Origin of the sequence: Pantoea sp. AG1095 (assembly GCF_003208415.1) — a bacterium.
In the GTDB taxonomy this organism is placed as follows: domain Bacteria; phylum Pseudomonadota; class Gammaproteobacteria; order Enterobacterales; family Enterobacteriaceae; genus Pantoea; species Pantoea leporis.
In genome coordinates, this window is record NZ_QKMJ01000019.1 from 19698 (window position 1) to 37220 (window position 17523).

16 protein-coding genes are annotated in these 17523 nt (G+C 54.3%); 3 read left to right on the forward strand and 13 right to left on the reverse strand.

The genetic code is table 11. The features are described from left to right. Nucleotides 1-25: 25 nt before the first annotated feature. The 3 genes from DEU53_RS22475 to DEU53_RS22485 all read right to left on the reverse strand — a co-directional run bounded on the left by DEU53_RS22475 (nucleotide 26) and on the right by DEU53_RS22485 (nucleotide 4241). A complete protein-coding gene (locus DEU53_RS22475; protein ID WP_110868422.1) occupies nucleotides 26-1705 on the reverse strand; it encodes an AsmA family protein in 1680 nt (559 codons plus the stop codon). Between the two features lie 122 nt (nucleotides 1706-1827). Then, nucleotides 1828-3213, reverse strand: a complete 1386-nt coding sequence (locus tag DEU53_RS22480) for an NCS2 family protein (protein WP_110868423.1) — start codon at nucleotides 3211-3213, stop codon at nucleotides 1828-1830. 92 nt (nucleotides 3214-3305) lie between these two features. Then, nucleotides 3306-4241, reverse strand: a complete 936-nt coding sequence (locus tag DEU53_RS22485) for a zinc-binding alcohol dehydrogenase family protein (RefSeq protein ID WP_110868424.1) — start codon at nucleotides 4239-4241, stop codon at nucleotides 3306-3308. A gap of 70 nt (nucleotides 4242-4311) precedes the next feature. Here DEU53_RS22485 and DEU53_RS22490 point away from each other — a divergent pair, with 70 nt between their 5' ends. Continuing rightward, complete coding sequence (locus DEU53_RS22490) at nucleotides 4312-4797, forward strand: MarR family winged helix-turn-helix transcriptional regulator (protein ID WP_110868425.1); 486 nt, start codon at nucleotides 4312-4314, stop codon at nucleotides 4795-4797. Here the strand turns inward: DEU53_RS22490 and recG are convergent. Genes recG through gmk form a run of 5 tightly spaced genes read right to left on the reverse strand, consistent with a single transcriptional unit; the run spans nucleotide 4794 to nucleotide 10656 of the window. Then, nucleotides 4794-6872, reverse strand: a complete 2079-nt coding sequence (gene recG, locus DEU53_RS22495; RefSeq protein ID WP_110868426.1) for an ATP-dependent DNA helicase RecG — start codon at nucleotides 6870-6872, stop codon at nucleotides 4794-4796. The two genes, DEU53_RS22490 and recG, sit on opposite strands and share 4 nt — an antisense overlap. Further along, nucleotides 6869-7564, reverse strand: coding sequence for a tRNA (guanosine(18)-2'-O)-methyltransferase TrmH (gene trmH / locus DEU53_RS22500; protein WP_101760710.1), 696 nt, complete (start codon nucleotides 7562-7564; stop codon nucleotides 6869-6871). The genes recG and trmH overlap by 4 nt, the downstream gene beginning before the upstream one ends. Before the next feature lie 3 nt (nucleotides 7565-7567). Next, entirely contained in the window at nucleotides 7568-9679 is a 2112-nt protein-coding gene (gene spoT / locus DEU53_RS22505) for a bifunctional GTP diphosphokinase/guanosine-3',5'-bis pyrophosphate 3'-pyrophosphohydrolase (protein ID WP_101760709.1), read from the reverse strand. A 20-nt stretch (nucleotides 9680-9699) separates the two neighbouring features. Continuing rightward, nucleotides 9700-9975, reverse strand: a complete 276-nt coding sequence (gene rpoZ, locus DEU53_RS22510) for a DNA-directed RNA polymerase subunit omega (RefSeq protein WP_007885265.1) — start codon at nucleotides 9973-9975, stop codon at nucleotides 9700-9702. A 57-nt stretch (nucleotides 9976-10032) separates the two neighbouring features. Then, nucleotides 10033-10656: a guanylate kinase gene (gene gmk, locus DEU53_RS22515; RefSeq protein ID WP_008109768.1), complete on the reverse strand. Its 624-nt coding sequence runs from the start codon at nucleotides 10654-10656 to the stop codon at nucleotides 10033-10035. Between the two features lie 240 nt (nucleotides 10657-10896). Between gmk and ligB the strand changes: the two genes are divergently transcribed. After that, nucleotides 10897-12666: an NAD-dependent DNA ligase LigB gene (gene ligB, locus DEU53_RS22520; protein ID WP_110868427.1), complete on the forward strand. Its 1770-nt coding sequence runs from the start codon at nucleotides 10897-10899 to the stop codon at nucleotides 12664-12666. Here ligB and DEU53_RS22525 read toward each other — a convergent pair. Then, nucleotides 12580-13197 (reverse strand): trimeric intracellular cation channel family protein, encoded by a 618-nt coding sequence (locus DEU53_RS22525; RefSeq protein WP_110868428.1) that lies wholly within the window; start codon nucleotides 13195-13197, stop codon nucleotides 12580-12582. The two genes, ligB and DEU53_RS22525, sit on opposite strands and share 87 nt — an antisense overlap. 291 nt (nucleotides 13198-13488) lie before the next feature. Here DEU53_RS22525 and DEU53_RS22530 point away from each other — a divergent pair, with 291 nt between their 5' ends. Next, the gene (locus tag DEU53_RS22530; protein ID WP_110868429.1) at nucleotides 13489-14181 is read left to right on the forward strand and encodes a LuxR C-terminal-related transcriptional regulator; all 693 of its coding nucleotides are present in this window, start codon (nucleotides 13489-13491) and stop codon (nucleotides 14179-14181) included. An 80-nt stretch (nucleotides 14182-14261) separates the two neighbouring features. On the opposite strand, the gene DEU53_RS22535 is transcribed toward DEU53_RS22530, so the two are convergent. The 4 genes from DEU53_RS22535 to DEU53_RS22550 all read right to left on the reverse strand — a co-directional run bounded on the left by DEU53_RS22535 (nucleotide 14262) and on the right by DEU53_RS22550 (nucleotide 17328). Beyond that, nucleotides 14262-14906, reverse strand: a complete 645-nt coding sequence (locus DEU53_RS22535; RefSeq protein WP_110868430.1) for an oligosaccharide flippase family protein — start codon at nucleotides 14904-14906, stop codon at nucleotides 14262-14264. A 74-nt stretch (nucleotides 14907-14980) separates the two neighbouring features. Further along, nucleotides 14981-15247, reverse strand: coding sequence for a hypothetical protein (locus DEU53_RS22540; protein WP_110868431.1), 267 nt, complete (start codon nucleotides 15245-15247; stop codon nucleotides 14981-14983). Between the two features lie 436 nt (nucleotides 15248-15683). Then, a complete protein-coding gene (locus DEU53_RS22545) occupies nucleotides 15684-16079 on the reverse strand; it encodes a polyketide cyclase (RefSeq protein WP_101760704.1) in 396 nt (131 codons plus the stop codon). A 106-nt stretch (nucleotides 16080-16185) separates the two neighbouring features. Beyond that, entirely contained in the window at nucleotides 16186-17328 is a 1143-nt protein-coding gene (locus tag DEU53_RS22550; protein ID WP_199559738.1) for an alanine racemase, read from the reverse strand. Between the last annotated feature and the right edge of the window lie 195 nt (nucleotides 17329-17523).

Here is a 17523-nt window from a genome sequence, read left to right on the forward strand (position 1 = left end):
CGCAATGAATCGCGCCGCTACAGAATTATTGCACTTGCCCGCCCCGCATCGTTTGCTGTACAGCTTGGGCATCGGTGGTTACCGACAACGTGCCATCCACGCTGGGGCGCAGCGGCGCGCTGGCGTTCAGCGAACCTTTCAGCTGCAGCTGTAAATTACTGTTACCGCTCAACTGCAGCGTTGGCCAACCCCAATTGCCCAGCACGTTTGCCGGCACAGCCTGGCCTTTCAGATTCAGCGTCAACGGACGTTGCGCGTCCTGCCCAACCGTTGCTGATCCTTCCAGTAAACCGCTGCCGTTAAAGGCGCTCAATTCCGTTACCTGAATCTGTTGATCGTTGGCATTCAGCGCAATGGACGGATGACGCAGATCGGTGCGATTGAAGGTGGCTTCGGCCGCGTTGAAGCTGGCTTTACCGGACCAGATTCCCCACTGATGTTGACGCGCCAGTAACAGATTATTCGCGCTGCCATCCAGTGACGTCATCTGGAACGGGAACGCCGGATTGATATCAATAATCAGGTTACGGTTGGCAGTAGCGCGGGTTATTAGCACGCTATCCAGCCAGTCCGGTAAGGTTTGCTGCCAGCGTTCACGCCAGTTTTGCGGCAAAGTATATTCCAGCCCGGCGATCGCCAGTTCATCCAGCGTCAGACGTTTGTCGCTGCGCGTCCAGTTGCCACTGGCGCGCACCACGCCATTCACCCAGCGCGAACTGAACTGCGTCAGCGCGATGCCCTGCGCCGAGAATTCGGCATTGACGATAGGATCGTTGAGCTCAAAGCCACCGTTAATAAAATTCCCGGCATTCATGGAGAGAGAACCGCCGTCGCTTTCCCAATCATCGCCGCGCAGGGTGACATTTTTCAGGGTTAAATCGAGATCGGTCACCGCCCAGTCAGGTCCTTGCAGGCGTGCATCGGTCATATCCAGACGGTTGATGCTCACAGAAGGCACAGCGCGCAGCGGATTGAGGAAGTCGCTCAGGCTTTGATGGGTTTGCAAGCGGATATCGTTGAGGCGCAGTTGGTCGATCTTCCAGTTACCCTGCGCATCGCGCTCGACGTTGCCGCTCATCGAACCGCGCGCCAGATCGGCGCCGATATTGCTCAGCACCAGACGACGTTGCTTGATACTGCCCTGCAGCAGCACGTTGTTACCCGGTACGCCATCCAGCGTCAGGGTGCCAGCGCTGATCTGGAACTGCGCATCGCTGCCCAGCACGTCGTTAGGCAGCGGTTTCCACGGCAGAAGACCGCCATTCACGCGCTGAGCGGTCATCGGCAATGCGCTGTGCGGATTCTCAATACGCACATTATTCAGCTGCAGGCGATTGGCCTGAATCGGCAGCGTGGTATCGGGCGCTTGATTGGCGAGATTGATTTCACCGTCGCGCACTTCGATGCTGTTGAAGTGCAGTGGATCGCTGAACTGAACCAGCGCAAGGCCAAGATCAACGCGTTTCGCCACTAACACGGCGGGTTGACCATCATGGCCAAAGCTGAAGTCATCGAGAATGATATGCGAAGGGGAGGAGAAGTCGTGCTCAATCTTGCTGAGAGAGAGATGCCAGGCGGTTTTATCGCTTACCCAGCGGCTAAACCAACCTGCGCCCCATTGTGTTTGTAGCAACACATACAGCACTACCAGCGCCAGCAGAATTAGCAGCAGTAAGGTAAGGAAAAACTTGCCTAAAAATTTCATCGCACTCATCCATCCCGATATTTATCCGGTGAGTGGTTGTTATGCCTGAATTACCGTTACAGCTCAACAGCCTGGATGTAAATGCGGATAAATATCAGGCAGGCCGAAGCCTGCCTGCAGGATTACTTTTCTTGCGGGAAGATCAGGTTCAGCACGATGGCGGTAATACCACCGGCCGCAATGCCAGATGAAAGCAGGGTTTTCAGCCAGTCCGGGGCAAATTGCAGAATCAGCGGCTGCTGAGAAACGCCCAAACCTACCGCCAGCGACAGCGCGATAATCATGATGGCACGACGATTCAGCGGTTCACGCGAAACGATGCGCACGCCAGATGCGGCGATGGTACCAAACATCACAATGGTGGCACCGCCCAGCACCGGTTCTGGAATATGCTGCACAAAACCACTCACGGCTGGGAACAGGCCAAGCACGATCAGCATCAGCGCTACGACAAAGCCTACATAGCGGCTGGCAACGCCGGTAAGCTGAATCACGCCGTTGTTCTGGCCAAAACAGGAATTCGGGAAGGTGTTGAACAGCGCTGAGACAAAGGAGTTAAGACCGTTGGCCAACACGCCGCCTTTCAGACGCTTCATATACAGCGGGCCACTTACCGGCTGCTCGGAAACATCAGAAGTCGCGGTGATGTCGCCGATGGTTTCCAGCGAGGTCACCATAAACACCAACATCAGCGGGATCAGCAGATTCCAGTCAAAGCCCAGGCCGTAGTAGAGCGGCGATGGCACGGCAATCAGCGGCTGATCGGCTGGCGTGCTGGTGGCGGGCAGCATATCCAGCGCCCAGGCCAGCGCATAACCTACCGCCATCGCGATCACCAACGAAGCCACGCGCAGATAAGCATTACGCTGACGATTAAGCAGGATAATCACCACCAATACCGAAGCCGCCAGCAACAAGTTTTTCGGAGCGCCAAACGTGTGATCGCTCATCGCCGCAAAGCCGCCGCCGATGGAGGTCAAACCGACCTGAATCAGCGACAGGCCAATAATCATCACCACAATGCCGGAAACCAGCGGCGTAATGATGCGGCGCGCCAGGTGCAACACGCGTGACAGCACCATTTCGGTACAAGACGCCACCATCAGCGTGCCAAACAGCGCCGCCATCATGGTCGGCACATCAACGCCACCATTTTTCAGCGCCATGCCGCCCATGATCAGCGGCGTCACGAAGTTAAAGCTGGTGCCCTGAATCGACAACAGGCCAGAGCCCACGGGTCCCCAGGCTTTGATTTGCAGAATGGATGCCACGCCCGAGGCAAACAGCGACATGCTGATGATGTGTTGCGTGTCCTGTGCCGGTAAACCCAGCGCCTGGCAAATCAGCAGCGCAGGCGTAATCACCGCGACAAACATCGCCAGCAAATGCTGACAGGCAGCAAACAAGGTTTGCGGTAACGGTGGACGGTCTTCGAGGCGGTAAATCAGTTCACTTTTCGGGCTTGCAGCGCTGGCAGGCTGGCGAGTTTCAGCGGTGTTGACGGACATGGTGGACGTTCTCAATTACAACAAAGGGGCGATTTTAAACGGTTGCGTTGTGAAAGCAATCGTTTGCAATGCCCCTTTTTACTTCCGTTGATCTAAAGCGTAAACACCGTACGGCAACGGCTGTCATCTTCCTGCCACGCCAGCGCGACGTCACTCAGCGAGCGCATCTGGAAGGCGATCGAAAAATCGCTCTCGGCGGCGGCCGTCAGCATTTCGCCGATGCAGGCGATCAACTCTTTATCCGACACGCTGCCGAGGCCGCTGCCCATTAATGTCAGCCCGGACGAGCGCAGCAGTTTGCTGTGCAGGGTAATTTCCTGTCCGCTTAAGGAACCGATTTGCACAAAGCGTACCGTTTTCTCTCCGCCCGCTACGGCGGCGTGCATGATATCGAGTGCGCTCTGGCCCCACAGATAATCGAGTACCACATCAACACCTTCTTTCATCAACGCCGGTAACGCGTCCGGCAATTCATCCAGCGTGAAAGTGAGGTCGGCGCCCTGCGCGCGCAGTTGATCCAGCGCGGCGCGATTACGACCGGTGGCGATAATTTTGCCTGCACCCAGATGCTGTGCGATACGCACCGCTAAACCGCCCGACGTGCCGGTTGCGCCATTGATCAATACGGTTTCACCGGTGCGCAGCTGGGCGCGTCGGGTTAATGCCGCCCAGGATGACATGCCCGGATTCGCCAGCGCAGCGGCCAGCACCGGATCCAATTTCGGCGGCAACGAAACGATGCTGTCGGCGGGCACTAAGGTTCTCTCCGCCATGCTGCCCCAAGGTGCATTAAAGGCAAGGAAGTAAACCGGATCGCCATTACTCAGCGTGCCGGTACCATCGATGCCGGTAATAAAGGGATAGTGCGCGGCCGCGCTGTAATGCGTTCCGGCGGCGCGTGCTTTTGCCAGCTGGCTAACGGCGGCGGCTTTCACTGTTACCACCACATGGCTTTCATCAGCCCGCGGTTCAGGAAAATCACCGTAAACGGGCAGTTCACCTGCCGCGGAAACTATCGCTGCTTTCATGCTTTCACCTTCAGTTAAGTGGAAACTATGTGTAATATGCACACATTAGGCTTGCCTCAGGATAACGTCAATGAAAAGTGTGCAAAATACACATAATAGTGCTGCATTTGATGATCTGCACAATGCGCTGCTGATGATTGTAGGAACTTTCAATCGTCCACAACGTGATGAATTATTGATAAAAGAGTCAAATATTCAGCTCGATCGTGCGCTGTTTCCGCTACTGATTCAAATCGGTCGCTTCGGGCCAATTGGCGTGGTGGAGCTGGCGGAGCGGGCCGGACGCGATTACACCACCGTCAGTCGTCAGGTGGCGAAGCTGGAGGAATTAGGGCTGGCGCAGCGCCAGAAAAATGCCAAAGACAAACGGGTGAATGAAGCGGTGATCACTGCGGCAGGTAAAGCGATGACTGACAAAATCGATGCGGCGCGCGCGCAAATTTATCAGAACCTGTTTGCCAGCTGGCCGGATGAAGAGCGCGCCGAGCTGGCGCGTCTGCTGCAGAAATTTGTCGGGGATTTTATTGCCATCGATAAAAGCAAGACGGCGGATTAAGCGTTACTGTAGCGCTCGGTTTCCGGCAGCCAGCGCTCAATCAGTGCCTGCGCCTGCTCTGGATAGTGCTGGTGGATATGACGCGCCACGCGCTGAACTTCGGGAATCATGCCCTGATCGCGCAGTAAATCCGCCACTTTAAACTCGGCGTTGCCGGTTTGACGTGTGCCGAGCATTTCACCCGGACCGCGAATCTCCAGATCGTGCTGAGCAATCACGAAGCCGTCGTTGCTATCGCGCAGCACCTGCAACCGCTTCTGCGCGGTTTTGCTGAGCGGCGCTTTGTACAACAACACGCAGTGTGAAGCGACAGCACCACGGCCTACGCGGCCGCGCAGCTGATGTAACTGAGCCAAACCGAGACGTTCCGGGTTTTCGATAATCATCAGGCTGGCATTCGGCACATCCACGCCCACTTCGATCACCGTGGTGGCGATCAGCAGCTGGATTTCATTGGCCTTAAACGCCGCCATCACCGCCTGCTTTTCGGCAGGCTTCATGCGGCCGTGCACCAGGCCAACCTGCAAATCGGGCAGCGCCACTTTCAGCTCTTCCCACGTTGCTTCTGCCGCCTGCGCTTCCAGCACTTCCGACTCTTCAATCAGCGTACACACCCAATAAGCCTGACGTCCTTCGTGACAGGCGCTTTGCACGCGCGTGATGATCTCACTGCGGCGGCTATCGGGAATCGCCACCGTGGTCACCGGCGTACGACCTGGCGGTAATTCGTCGATGGTGGAGGTATCGAGATCGGCGTAAGCCGTCATCGCCAGCGTGCGCGGAATCGGCGTAGCGGTCATGATCAGCTGATGCGGATGGAAACCTTGTTCCTCGCCTTTTTCCCACAGCGCTAAGCGCTGGTGCACGCCAAAGCGATGCTGCTCATCAATGATCACCAGCGCCATGCCGTTGAATTTCACCTGTTCCTGGAACAGCGCGTGGGTGCCGACCACCATCGCGACCTGACCGCTGGCAATGGCTTCCTGCTGCGCTTCGCGCGCTTTGCCTTTCTGCTTGCCCGCCAGCCAGCCCACTTCAATTCCCAGCGGTGCAAACCACTGGCGGAAGTTGTTGGCATGCTGCTCGGCCAGCAGCTCGGTCGGTGCCATCAGCGCTACCTGTTTGCCGTGTGCGATGACGTTTAGTGCCGCCAGTGCGGCTACCAGCGTTTTACCGGAGCCGACATCGCCCTGCACCAAACGCATCATCGGAAAATCGTTGGCCAAATCTTTTTCGATTTCTGCCACCACACGCTGTTGCGCACCGGTTGGCGAGAAGGGCAGCGCCGCCAGTAGCTGATCAACCAGCTCGTGGCGCGCCGTCATCGGCAATGCATGATGGCGCTGCGCACCGGCGCGTACTGCTAGCATGCTGAGGTTATGCGCCAGTAGTTCTTCCAGAATTAAGCGTTTCTGCGCCGGATGGCGGCCAGTCTCCAGCTCACTTAAACGCAGATCCGGCGGTGGACGATGCAGCGTGCGTAGTGCATCCGGCAGGCTAATCAGCCCGCCGCTCAGCTCGGACGGTAGCAGCTCGGCAATTGGGCAGCTCTCCAGCAACGTCAACGCCTGATCGGTGAGATTGCGCAGTGTCGCCTGGCGAATGCCTTCGGTAGTGGGATAAACCGGCGTCAGGGTTTCCTGCAGCTCAACGCCGCCTTGTTCGCCCTGCACGCGAAACTCGGGATGAATGATTTCAGCACCGCGCTGACCGCGCTTAATCTCGCCGTAGGCGGTAACGCGACGGCCCGGCGCCAGGCTGTTTTTCATCCCGGCATTGAAATTGAAGAAACGCATGGTCAGCATGCCGCTGCCATCGCTGATCTGGCACACCAACATGCGGCGGCGACCAAATGTGATTTCGCTGCTCAGCACTTCACCTTCCACCGTGGCATAAATGCCGGGCAGCAGGTCATTAATTTTATACAGTTGGGTGCGATCTTCGTAACGCAGTGGCAGATGCAGCAGTAGATCCTGAATGGTGAACAGGCTAAGTTTGGCCAGCTTGCCCGCCTGACTGGCGCCGACGCCGGTCAGGGTACTGAGCGGGATGGCATCCAGCAGACGGCCTTTCATTTTCTACCTGTTGATTGCATGGTGGCCCACCACTCGGCGTCGGCTTCTACTTCGCCCTGACCATTGATGTGCGGATACGGCAGGCCCTTCTGCTTGGCGACGCGTGCCAGCACCGGGTAACCGCCTTCGAATAGCAAACGCTGCTGCTCATCTTCATCCAGCAGGCTATAGGTGCGCTGATACATGCCGGCATTCTGTCGCTGACGTTGCGCTTCATACAAAATCAGCGCGGAAGCCACCGAGACATTGAGCGACTGCACCATGCCCACCATCGGCACAACGATGTCCTGATCGGCCAGCGCCAGCGCTTCAGCGGTAATACCGGTTTTTTCCTGACCCATCAAAATGCAGGTCGGTTTGGTGTAATCGATGTCGCGAAAATCTACCGCTTTGGCGGACAGATTGGTCGCCAGCACCTGCATGCCTTCATCCTTCAGATGACGCACTGCATCTGCAATATGCTGATGCGTTTTAACCTTCACCCAACTGTTGCTGCCGGCCGAAGCGGAAACCATGGTGCGCATACGCACGCTTGGCCAGACGGCGTGCACTTCATGAATGCCCACCGCATCGGCGGTACGGATCACTGCCGAGACGTTATGCGGTTTATGCACCTGTTCCATGCAAACGGTAAGATCGTGCTGACGCAGGGCCAGCATCTCCTGAATTCGGGCAAAACGTTGAGCGTTCATGGGCTAATTACGGTTGCGGTGAACTTTGATCACGTCCGGCATTACGCGGATTTTGCGCATAATATTCGCCAGATGGACGCGATCGTTCGCGGTGAGGCGGATAAAGGCGCTATACACGCGACCATCACGCTCTTCGGTATTCAGGCTCTGAATATTGGAACTGGCAGTGTTGATTGCCGCGGTCAGATTCGCCAGTGCGCCCTGATGATTGAACATGTCGACTTTAATCTCTGCGACAAATTCCTGGTCGGTCACTTTATCCCACTCAACCGGCATGAACTTTTCAGGCTCTTTTTGGTAGCCACGGATGTTACGGCAGGATTCGTGATGCACCACCAAACCTTTTCCGGGACTAACGTGCGCCACAATCGGGTCACCAGGAATTGGACGGCAGCATTTGGCAAAGGTAATCAGCACGCCATCCGCGCCTTTGATCGGCAGCTTTTTGCGTTTGCTGTTGCTCTGCGGCTCTTCACTGCCTGACTGCAGCAAGTTCTTTGCCACCACTACGCTCATGGCGTTGCCCAGGCCGATTTCTGCCAGCAAATCATCGATGGCGGTCAGCTTCATGCGCTCAAGTTCGTGCTGAATGTTCTCAACCGGAATCTCTGCCAGCTTCTTGCTGCCGCCGAGCGCGTGGCTCAACAGACGACGACCCAGGTTGACGGAGTCTTCACGTTTGAGGTTTTTCAGCAGCTGACGGATTTTGGCGCGCGCTTTCGAGCTGACGACGAAATTGAGCCAGGCAGCGTTCGGACGAGCGCCCGGCGCGGTGATGATTTCAATGGTTTGACCGCTGGTCAGCGATTGTGACAGCGGGTAAGGCTGGCGATCGACGCGTGCGCCGACGCAGGCATGACCGATATCGGTATGCACCGCATAGGCGAAATCGACCGGCGTGGCGCCAGCCGGCAATTCGACGATGCGGCCTTCCGGCGTGAACACGTAGATCTCATCCGGGAAGAGATCGGATTTCACGCTTTCGATAAATTCAAATGAGCTACCGGCGCTTTGCTGCAGCTCCAGCAGGCTTTGTAGCCAGCGTTGAGCACGAATCTGCGCGGTAGTACCGCTGACTTCGCCGCTCTCTTTATACGCCCAGTGTGCTGCCACACCCATTTCTGCCATCTGATCCATATCTTCAGTACGGATCTGCACTTCAACCGGCACGCCGTGCGGCCCGATCATTGAAGTATGCAGTGATTGATAGCCGTTGGCCTTGGGAATGGCGATGTAATCTTTCACGCGTCCGGGACGCGGTTTGTACAAGCTATGCATCTGTCCGAGCACGCGATAACAGGTATCCAGATCTTTCACGATGACGCGGAAAGCGTAGATATCCATGATCGAGTGAAAACGCTGCTCTTTCAGGTGCATTTTGCGGTAGATCGAGTAGAGATGTTTTTCGCGTCCACTTACGCGGCAGGGAATACCTGCTTCCTGTAAGCGACCGTCGATTTCAGCAAGGATCTTCTGAATCATCTCTTTACGGTTACCGCGCGCCGCTTTCACCACCTCTTTAATCACGCGGAAACGGTTCGGGTAGAGCGCTTCAAAGCCGAGCTCTTCCAGTTCTGTTTTCAGGTGATGAATACCAAGGCGGTGCGCCAGAGGACTGTAAATCTCCAGCGTTTCCAGCGCGATACGGCGTTTTTTATCCGGACGTAACGCGCCGAGCGTGCGCATGTTGTGCGTGCGGTCAGCCAGTTTGATCAAGATGACGCGGATATCCTGCACCATCGCCATGATCATTTTGCGGAAGTTTTCAGCCTGCGCTTCTTTCTTGTCGCGGAACTTCAGCTTATCGAGCTTGGATACACCTTCCACCAGTTCGGCAACGCTTTTACCAAACAGCTGTTCCATATCCTGGTAAGTGGCGGGCGTATCTTCGATCACGTCATGCAGCAGCGCCGCCATTAGCGTTTCATGGTCGAGTTTCATCTCGGCCAGAATGCAGGCGACAGCAACAGGATGGGTGATGTAAGGCTCGCCGCTGGAGCGTGTTTGACCCTCGTGGGCATCACGCGCGACTAGATAAGCTTGCTTAAGGCGCTTAATTTGCTCCTCAGGCAAGTATTTTTCAATCAGTTGATTGAGGCTTTCAAACAGATACAAGGGCGACCTGCGAAGTGCTGTTAACGACGACCTTCAGCGATAGCGGTAACGGCTTGTAACTCAGCGGCTTCCTGCTCATGCTGTTCCTGACGATCACGGACATCCAGAATCTGGGTAGTGATCAAACCTTCTTCGATTTCGCGCAGGGCGATAACGGTTGGCTTATCGTTCTCTTCCGGAACCAGCGCATCTTTACCGCCTACCTGCATCTGACGTGCACGACGTGCAGCGACCAACACCAGGTCAAAACGGTTACCAACTTTCTCTACTGCGTCCTGAACGGTTACGCGTGCCATAGGTGTGCTACTCCACAGATGATGAAGAAATGACTGGGCATAATACTGAAAGTGAATTCAGACTGCCAATAGTTTGCTGATTAAAGCATCATGTCGCGATTTTTGGCGACCCATACGCAGACGTTCTGCGCGAATAATGGTTTTCAGATCTGACAGCGCCAGATCGAAATCATCATTAACAATTAAATAGTCATATTCGGCGTAGTGGCTCATTTCCGCCACGGCCTGTTGCATACGACGGGCAATCACCTCTTCGCTGTCCTGACCGCGGCCACGCAGGCGACGATCCAACTCTTCGGTAGAAGGCGGCAGCACAAAGATGCTGCGAGCGGCCGGCATTTTCTGGCGAATTTGCTGCGCACCTTGCCAGTCGATATCCAGGAAGACGTCCACGCCGGTCGCCAGCACCTGCTCAATCGCAGCGCGTGACGTACCGTAATAATTGCCAAACACTTCCGCATGTTCGAGGAAGTCGTCTGTTGCAATCATGGTCTCGAATTCGGACTTAGAGACGAAAAAGTAGTGCTCACCATGAGCTTCACCGGGACGCACGCCACGGGTGGTATGAGAAATAGACACCTGCGTATCGTACAGCGGTTGTGTCTTTAACAGCGCCTGAATCAGGCTGGATTTACCCGCGCCGCTGGGGGCGGAAACTATATAAAGCGTGCCTTGAGCCATGGTTATCTTGAATTGAGTAAAGAGCGGAGTCGATTTCCTGCACAGTATACACGGCTTGGGGTGGTCACGCAGCGTTTGCCGCTTGGCTGAGGCAATTCTTTTTTCTGTGAAGCCGCGCTAGAGGCTGATGTAGCAGGCTGCAACAGCAATTTAATCTCTGGAATCTGCATCCAGCGCACAATCTTCATGGCTGGTAAAGGCCTGCGCTGCGCGCTCCAATAGCAAAAAAGGAGAGCGAAGATGAAAGGATGCCTGAGTCTATTGTGTTGCTTATTTAGTATGGGTTGCTGGGCCGAAGCGCTCTGCCCGAATTGGTCGCCGGTGCGCGCGGGGCAGGAAATCACACAGCTGCAAACCCAGCTACGACAGTGGGATGACGCGTATTACCGGCAGGGCACAAATCTGGTGACCGATGCCGATTACGACAGCCTGCATCAGCGATTACAGCAGTGGCAGCGCTGTTTCACTCCGGCGCACGCCACCTACGACGCACAACTCACCACCGATGGCAGTACGCATCATCCGGTGGCGCATACCGGCGTGCGCAAACTGCGCGATAAGCTGGCAGTGGCGTACTGGATGCAGGACAAATCTGCGCTATGGCTGCAGCCGAAAGTCGATGGCGTCGCCGTTACTTTGGTATATCGACAGGGTAAGTTGGCCTCATTGATCAGTCGCGGTGATGGTTTACGTGGCGAAGAGTGGCTGGCCAAATCCGCACATATTCCCTCCATCCCGCAGCAGCTGGATACCTTGCGCGAGGAAGTGGTGCTGCAAGGTGAGCTGTTTCTGCAAATGACCGATCATCAACAGGCGCGTGACGGCGGCAAGAACGCGCGCGCGCAGGTGGCGGGAGCGCTGATGCGCCACGACAACAGCCCGCTACTTGAGCAGCTTAGCGTATTTATCTGGGCGTGGCCGGATGGACCCAATTCAATGCCCGATCGTCTGGCGCAGCTCACACAATGGGGATTTGGGCTGGCGCAGAGCTGGAGCCGTCAGGTGAGTAATGAAGAAGAGGTCGCGGTATGGCGCGATCGCTGGTTCCGCGAATCGCTGCCGTTTGTCACCGATGGCGTGGTAATTCATCAATCACCCGTCAGCGCAGGGCGCGATTGGCAGCCCGGCCAGGGCAGTTGGTCAGCGGCATGGAAGTATCAACCAGCAGAAGTCAGCAGCGAAGTGCTGTCAGTGGATTTCAATGTGGGCCGCACGGGCAAGATCGCCGTGGTGCTAAATCTGATACCGGTGCAACTGGAGGACAAAACGGTACGCCGGGTAAACATTGGTTCCCTGCGACGCTGGCGGGAACTGGATGTGATCGCGGGTGATGAGGTGACGCTCACGCTGGCGGGATTAGGCATTCCGCGACTGGAGCGCGTGATTTGGCGTGTGGCGCAGCGCGATTATCCAGCGTCGCCACAGGAGGGCGAATTCCACGGCTTAACCTGTCTGCACTTTAGCGCCGACTGCCGGGCGCAGTTTTTATCTCGCCTTAGCTGGCTCAGCCAGAAGTCGGTACTCGATATTGCGGGCGTACAGCGCAGCAGCTGGCAGCGCCTGCTGGATAGCGGCGCTGTCAGCCATCTCTTTTCCTGGCTGACCCTGACGCCGGATCAGATTGCGCAGGCTAATGGCATCACGCCGGCTCGCGCGCAACTTATCTGGCACCGCTTTAACCTGACGCGCCAACAGCCGCTGCGACGCTGGGTGAGTGCACTTGGCTTGCCGTTGCCGCGCGCCGCGTTACAGGCTTTACCGGATGCGCAATGGTCGCAGTTGCTGACGCGAACGGCGGAAAGCTGGCAGCAACTGCCCGGTATCGGTAGCGTGTTAGCACAACGGATTGTGATGATGCTGCAGGATGCGCACCTGCAGCAGTTGATTCACTTCCTGCAGCAGCAGGAGATTCCTGCAACAGATTCAATGTTCAGGATGGGGATAGTTGAAGATCGGCAAACCGAGGCGGAAACGCAGCGCCAGCAAGCGGGCGAAGAAGCCGAACAGTAGCGTGATGATCACCACCGCTTCATGCGCCAGCGGCGTTTTCAGCAACAGGATATACATCCAGCCCGAGGCAAAAGCGATACCGGCATACAGCTCTTTCTGGAACACCAACGGAATGCGATTGCAGAACATATCGCGCAGCACTCCGCCGAATACGCCGGTGATCACGGCGGCGATGGCTGCAATGATGGAGGCGTGCCCGCTATCCAGTGCAACCTGGGCGCCAATAATCGAGAACACCACTAAACCCAGCGCATCCAGCACCAGAAACACTTTGCGCAGGTGCGTCATCAGCGGTGCAACAAAAGTGGTCACAACCGCAGCCGCAGCCACGATCATGATGTACTCCGGGTTTTTAACCCAACTGAGCGGATAGTGGCCCAGCAAAATGTCACGCACCGAACCGCCGCCAATGGCGGTGACCGAGGCGATGATGATCACGCCAAACAGGTCCATTTTACGACGTCCTGCCGCCAGCGCGCCGGTCATGGCTTCGGCTGAAATACCAATAATATAGAGAACGGTTAACAACATAGAGCACTCCAGTAAATTGGCGGCAAGGCTAAAGATTTCTCAGAGTGTAGACCACTGAGATTTTCTAAATAAAGCGTTATCGGATTAGGCTTTTTGATGGCGTGCATGCTAACAGGCTTAGCAGGCGGGATAAATCTGCAGTCATTGGCCTTTTCGCATAAGTATAAATGATGCGAAGAGGGGCAGATCTTCTCTTCTTAAGTTCTAGCCAGTTTGTGTCGTACGTGATTACTGGCAATTGAAGCAGGCTTTCCGCTCTCAGGCATCACGTGTAGCAACTATTGGACAGGCATGAAAACTCGTAACGAAGACATCCTCTTTTTCTCCTCTGACAAACTGGCGGCGCTGGGGCTTGAGAGTCTTTTGTCCTCGTTACCTGTTGTGTGTCAGCTGCATGAGCTATGGTCTCTCAGCACGGTCATGGCGAAGTGCGAAAAGATGAAACCGCGTTTGCTGGTGTGTATCTTTCATGAAAATATGCCACTAACTGGCACCTTAAAAGTGCTTTATGCCTTACAGCAGCAGTTCCCCACGATGCAAATCGTGGTGCTGACGCGGCGTTTGTTACCGCTGATGCATGCGCTCAGTCGTTACCTGCCTTCGCTGACGGTGTTGGACTTAAAATCCTCTCGTCAGATACTTTCCAGCCGTCTTCTCACCAGCATCAACACTAATGCCCAAATTCAGTTAGTTGAAGGTGCGGATATTCTTTTGCCAGACAGGCAATTAAGGGTATTACTGATGATGGCGTGGGGTTACAGCATAGAGCACATCGGCATTCGCTTAGGCATCAGTCACAAAACAGTGAATGCACACAAACTCAATGCACTGGCGCGACTGCAGGTCAAAAGCAAGAATGATATGGCCGATCTCTACATGGTGATTGATGAGTTACGCATGATAGTGAGTTGGCTGCGCTTGCAGCGTAACGGCAAGTTAAGTGAACTCAGTTTTCAGTCACTGGAAGAGTTACTGGAAGCCTAAAAAGAAAAAAGCGTGCTGGCGACCAGCACGCGAACGCATCTTTTCAGATGCCCAGAGCCCACCATACAGACTTGTTTTTATTATCCGTTTCTTGCTCGCACGTTAGCGAAACTTTTCAGGCTAAAGCGGTATTCTGGCTGGAACCAGGAGCGACCGTAGTAGCAGTAGATCAGCATTCTGATGGATACCATGGCGAGGTAGCCCCAGATGGCGCACAGCACTGAAGGTGTCAGCCACACGGTAAACAGTGTGACGCTTAATCCCACCAGTACAGAAGATGTTTCCGCGAAAGCGATGCGTGAAAATTGGTTTTCCCGCTGTAATATGGCGCGATAATGTTGCCCCTGTGGAATAATAATGAAGATGACCGAAATCATTTCCAGCATTATTGCCATTTCGGGTTGATTCATTATTCGGCTAGAAATATCGCTACCAATAAACAGCGCGGCAAAAATAGCGAGTCCGCTTAATACATTCCCCCAATATAATATTGAGAGATCGCTATTGTTCAGGTTTTTTGTTCTGATAATGGCATTGCCAAATCCGCGATCGGCCAGTGTGTCAATAATCAATAACATTACAATAGCAATGGCGAGTAAATTTAACTCGTTTGCCTGGAGTATTTGTGCCAGAAGTGAAAGTTGTAAAACACCAATGCCGACGATTTTAATCGATGACAAAATTGACCATTTAGCGTTGGTCAGATTTTTTTCTCTTATCGCCATATTCTGCTCATTATGGTACATGTACCAGTGCAATTAAGGGTTTACTCTGGCCACAGGCCAAAGCACAGCTTACATCAATGCAGCGCATCCTGACGCAGCCCTGATATACCTTTCAGGTTTTGCCACGTAAAAATGCGTTCAATTAAATGATGTTCTGAATTTATTAAGATGACCCTGGCGCTTAATGATGTTGTTATCTTAATGGTATCTCCTCCTGTGCGGAGGAAATCCGTAAGATCATTATAAAATCCCTTTGAGTTTATATATTCCCCGGCCAGCATCCGGCTGGCAATCTCAACGAATTCTTTTTCTGATAACAAAGGATAGGTTGAGCGATCCATGTTATTTCCCTGCTGTTGTTATTATGGTTACTGCTGTGTGTGAAATGAGTTATACCGTGTTTTAATTAATTTAACACCATCAGAAAACTCCTATAAATAGACCGCAGGAATAAATGGTTTCAGAATTTGCATCAGAATATATAAGGCGAGTGATTTACTATTTATTAGTGCTTTTCTTCATTCCATACGGTTGAATGAATCGGCGATAAAGAAATACAGAAAAAACTTTGATAAATCAGAGGCACTCAGCATTTTTCTGCACATCCTCACCAGGAATTTTCCTGTTGAGGATGCTTAAGCCAGACTGGTGATTAGCAGATAAATACGTGAAGGTTTGAGCAAAACAGTTAAACGCTACTGAGCAAAAAAGTAAGCGATTTTTATTGATTGATTCCAGCATGCGTTAAAGAAGCGATCTCTGCATAATCCATTGATTCTAATGAGTTAACAGATGAAGAAGCTGTTCCAGGTCGCGTTTTACCCATGCAACATCCTCGGCAAACTTCTCGTCAGACATGAATGCTTGACGATAAACCACCATCACAACTTCCGCACCTTGCTCATTGGCAATCACCCGCATCGGCATATAAATCTCTTTACCCGTTCCGGTATCAATCCAGTGATCCATCACGCCAAAGGGATTGTGTGGGGTAAAGCGAATCTTTACCGTTCCCTCGGGACCTTTGGCTTTCCAGCTGTTCCCTTCCTGCGTCAGCGTACTGGCGCTGAGTCCGCTAGCCCATTTGGCAAAGCATTCCGGTTTCCAGATGGTTTCATACAAATCTAACCAGTTGCGTGGAACCGTTAGTGTGACGGTCTGAGATGGCAGCATGGGACCTCCTGATGTGATACAGCCATTAAAGCACGCTGATACCGGGCTGCAAACGGCCCGGTCATGGAAGTGTGGGTCAGCAGCGGTTTCCGTGAAAACGCTGTAATCAGATAAACTTGCCGCGTCCCTGAATAGCCTGTTCTTCACCCGTACCATCAGCATGGCGCAGCACGAAGCGATCGGACTGCGCAACCACCGCGCAGCTGTGATTAGGGAAGATGCGTAGCAGCGCGCCAACGGCGGGTGCCTGTTCAGCATATTGCAGGAAACCATGCTCCTCCGACAGCTTCAACACTTCATAATGATTGCCTTGCTCATCGACGGCGATACCAAATCCGCTGGCATTGGTGCCGTGCGGCCCTTTGTCAGAGCTAAGCATTTTGGAACCGGCATCAATAATGGCGAAGTGCGGATTGACTGCTACCACGCGCGTTACCACGCTCAGCGCCAACGCATCTGGCGTGCAAAGACCTAAACGCCATGCGGTGAGATCGAGCAGCGCGTAATTGCCGGGGCGGATTTCATCGCTGTCCTGCGCGACGGGTGCCGCCAATGCCGTTGGCGTTGAACCGACTGAAATCGGGCAGTGCGCAAAACCAGCGGCAATCAGGCGCTGCTGCAGATCACGCATTAATGTGATTTCCTGCAGGGCAACGTCGGCAATCGCTGCGGCGTTGCCTGCGCCATAAGCGTGACCGGCATGAGAAACCAGCCCGGCAAACGTGAGGCCCGCACCCTGTATCTGCTGCGCCAGCGTAACGGCGGCATCGCCGTGCGGATCAACACCGATGCGATGTAATCCCACATCCACTTTGATGGCTAACGCCAGCTGGCAATCGGGCTGGCGCTGATGTGCAGCCGCTATTGCTGCCACGCCATGCGTGCAATCCGCAATACAGGTAATGCGCGCCTGATGTTGTGCGGCTACCGCCAAAAGTTCTTTCAGCGTTTCGGCATGCACTACGGGGTAAGCCAGCAGCAGATCGCGTTCGCCACCGAGAATGAAGGCGATGCCTTCACTCGGTTTAGATACGGTAATGCCGCGCGCGCCGAGCTTTCGCTGCTGCTCAGCAATCCAGACGCTTTTATGGGTTTTGATATGAGGACGTAGCGTGACGCCAGCGGCATCGGCTTTTTGCTGCATCTGTTGCAGGTTGCGTTGCAGGCGCGCTGCATCAATTTCGAGGTACGGTGTGAGTCGGTCGGCAATCAGAGGCCGCAACCAACCAGCCTCAATATTCTGTTCCATCATAATAGTCCGCAGGTGATTACACAGTGCGGACTATGATTCATCAATGCACGGCAGAATGCCAGCCGACAAAATCGGCACATTCCTGCTGTAGGGGCGCCATTCATGAACTGCACCCCAAATGTTGGACCATAATCTGACATTGAAGGTGCAGGTCTATGGCGACAAAATATCCCGTCGAATTCAAACTCTCGG

Bases quoted from the DNA above. Each gene is read 5' to 3' on its own strand.
- DEU53_RS22475 (WP_110868422.1), bottom strand. From the start codon at position 1,705: ATGAAATTTTTAGGCAAGTTTTTCCTTACCTTACTGCTGCTAATTCTG.
- DEU53_RS22480 (WP_110868423.1), bottom strand. From the start codon at position 3,213: ATGTCCGTCAACACCGCTGAAACTCGCCAGCCTGCCAGCGCTGCAAGC.
- DEU53_RS22485 (WP_110868424.1), bottom strand. From the start codon at position 4,241: ATGAAAGCAGCGATAGTTTCCGCGGCAGGTGAACTGCCCGTTTACGGT.
- DEU53_RS22490 (WP_110868425.1), top strand. From the start codon at position 4,312: ATGAAAAGTGTGCAAAATACACATAATAGTGCTGCATTTGATGATCTG.
- recG (WP_110868426.1), bottom strand. From the start codon at position 6,872: ATGAAAGGCCGTCTGCTGGATGCCATCCCGCTCAGTACCCTGACCGGC.
- trmH (WP_101760710.1), bottom strand. From the start codon at position 7,564: ATGAACGCTCAACGTTTTGCCCGAATTCAGGAGATGCTGGCCCTGCGT.
- rpoZ (WP_007885265.1), bottom strand. From the start codon at position 9,975: ATGGCACGCGTAACCGTTCAGGACGCAGTAGAGAAAGTTGGTAACCGT.
- gmk (WP_008109768.1), bottom strand. From the start codon at position 10,656: ATGGCTCAAGGCACGCTTTATATAGTTTCCGCCCCCAGCGGCGCGGGT.
- ligB (WP_110868427.1), top strand. From the start codon at position 10,897: ATGAAAGGATGCCTGAGTCTATTGTGTTGCTTATTTAGTATGGGTTGC.
- DEU53_RS22525 (WP_110868428.1), bottom strand. From the start codon at position 13,197: ATGTTGTTAACCGTTCTCTATATTATTGGTATTTCAGCCGAAGCCATG.
- DEU53_RS22530 (WP_110868429.1), top strand. From the start codon at position 13,489: ATGAAAACTCGTAACGAAGACATCCTCTTTTTCTCCTCTGACAAACTG.
- DEU53_RS22535 (WP_110868430.1), bottom strand. From the start codon at position 14,906: ATGGCGATAAGAGAAAAAAATCTGACCAACGCTAAATGGTCAATTTTG.
- DEU53_RS22540 (WP_110868431.1), bottom strand. From the start codon at position 15,247: ATGGATCGCTCAACCTATCCTTTGTTATCAGAAAAAGAATTCGTTGAG.
- DEU53_RS22545 (WP_101760704.1), bottom strand. From the start codon at position 16,079: ATGCTGCCATCTCAGACCGTCACACTAACGGTTCCACGCAACTGGTTA.
- DEU53_RS22550 (WP_199559738.1), bottom strand. From the start codon at position 17,328: ATGGAACAGAATATTGAGGCTGGTTGGTTGCGGCCTCTGATTGCCGAC.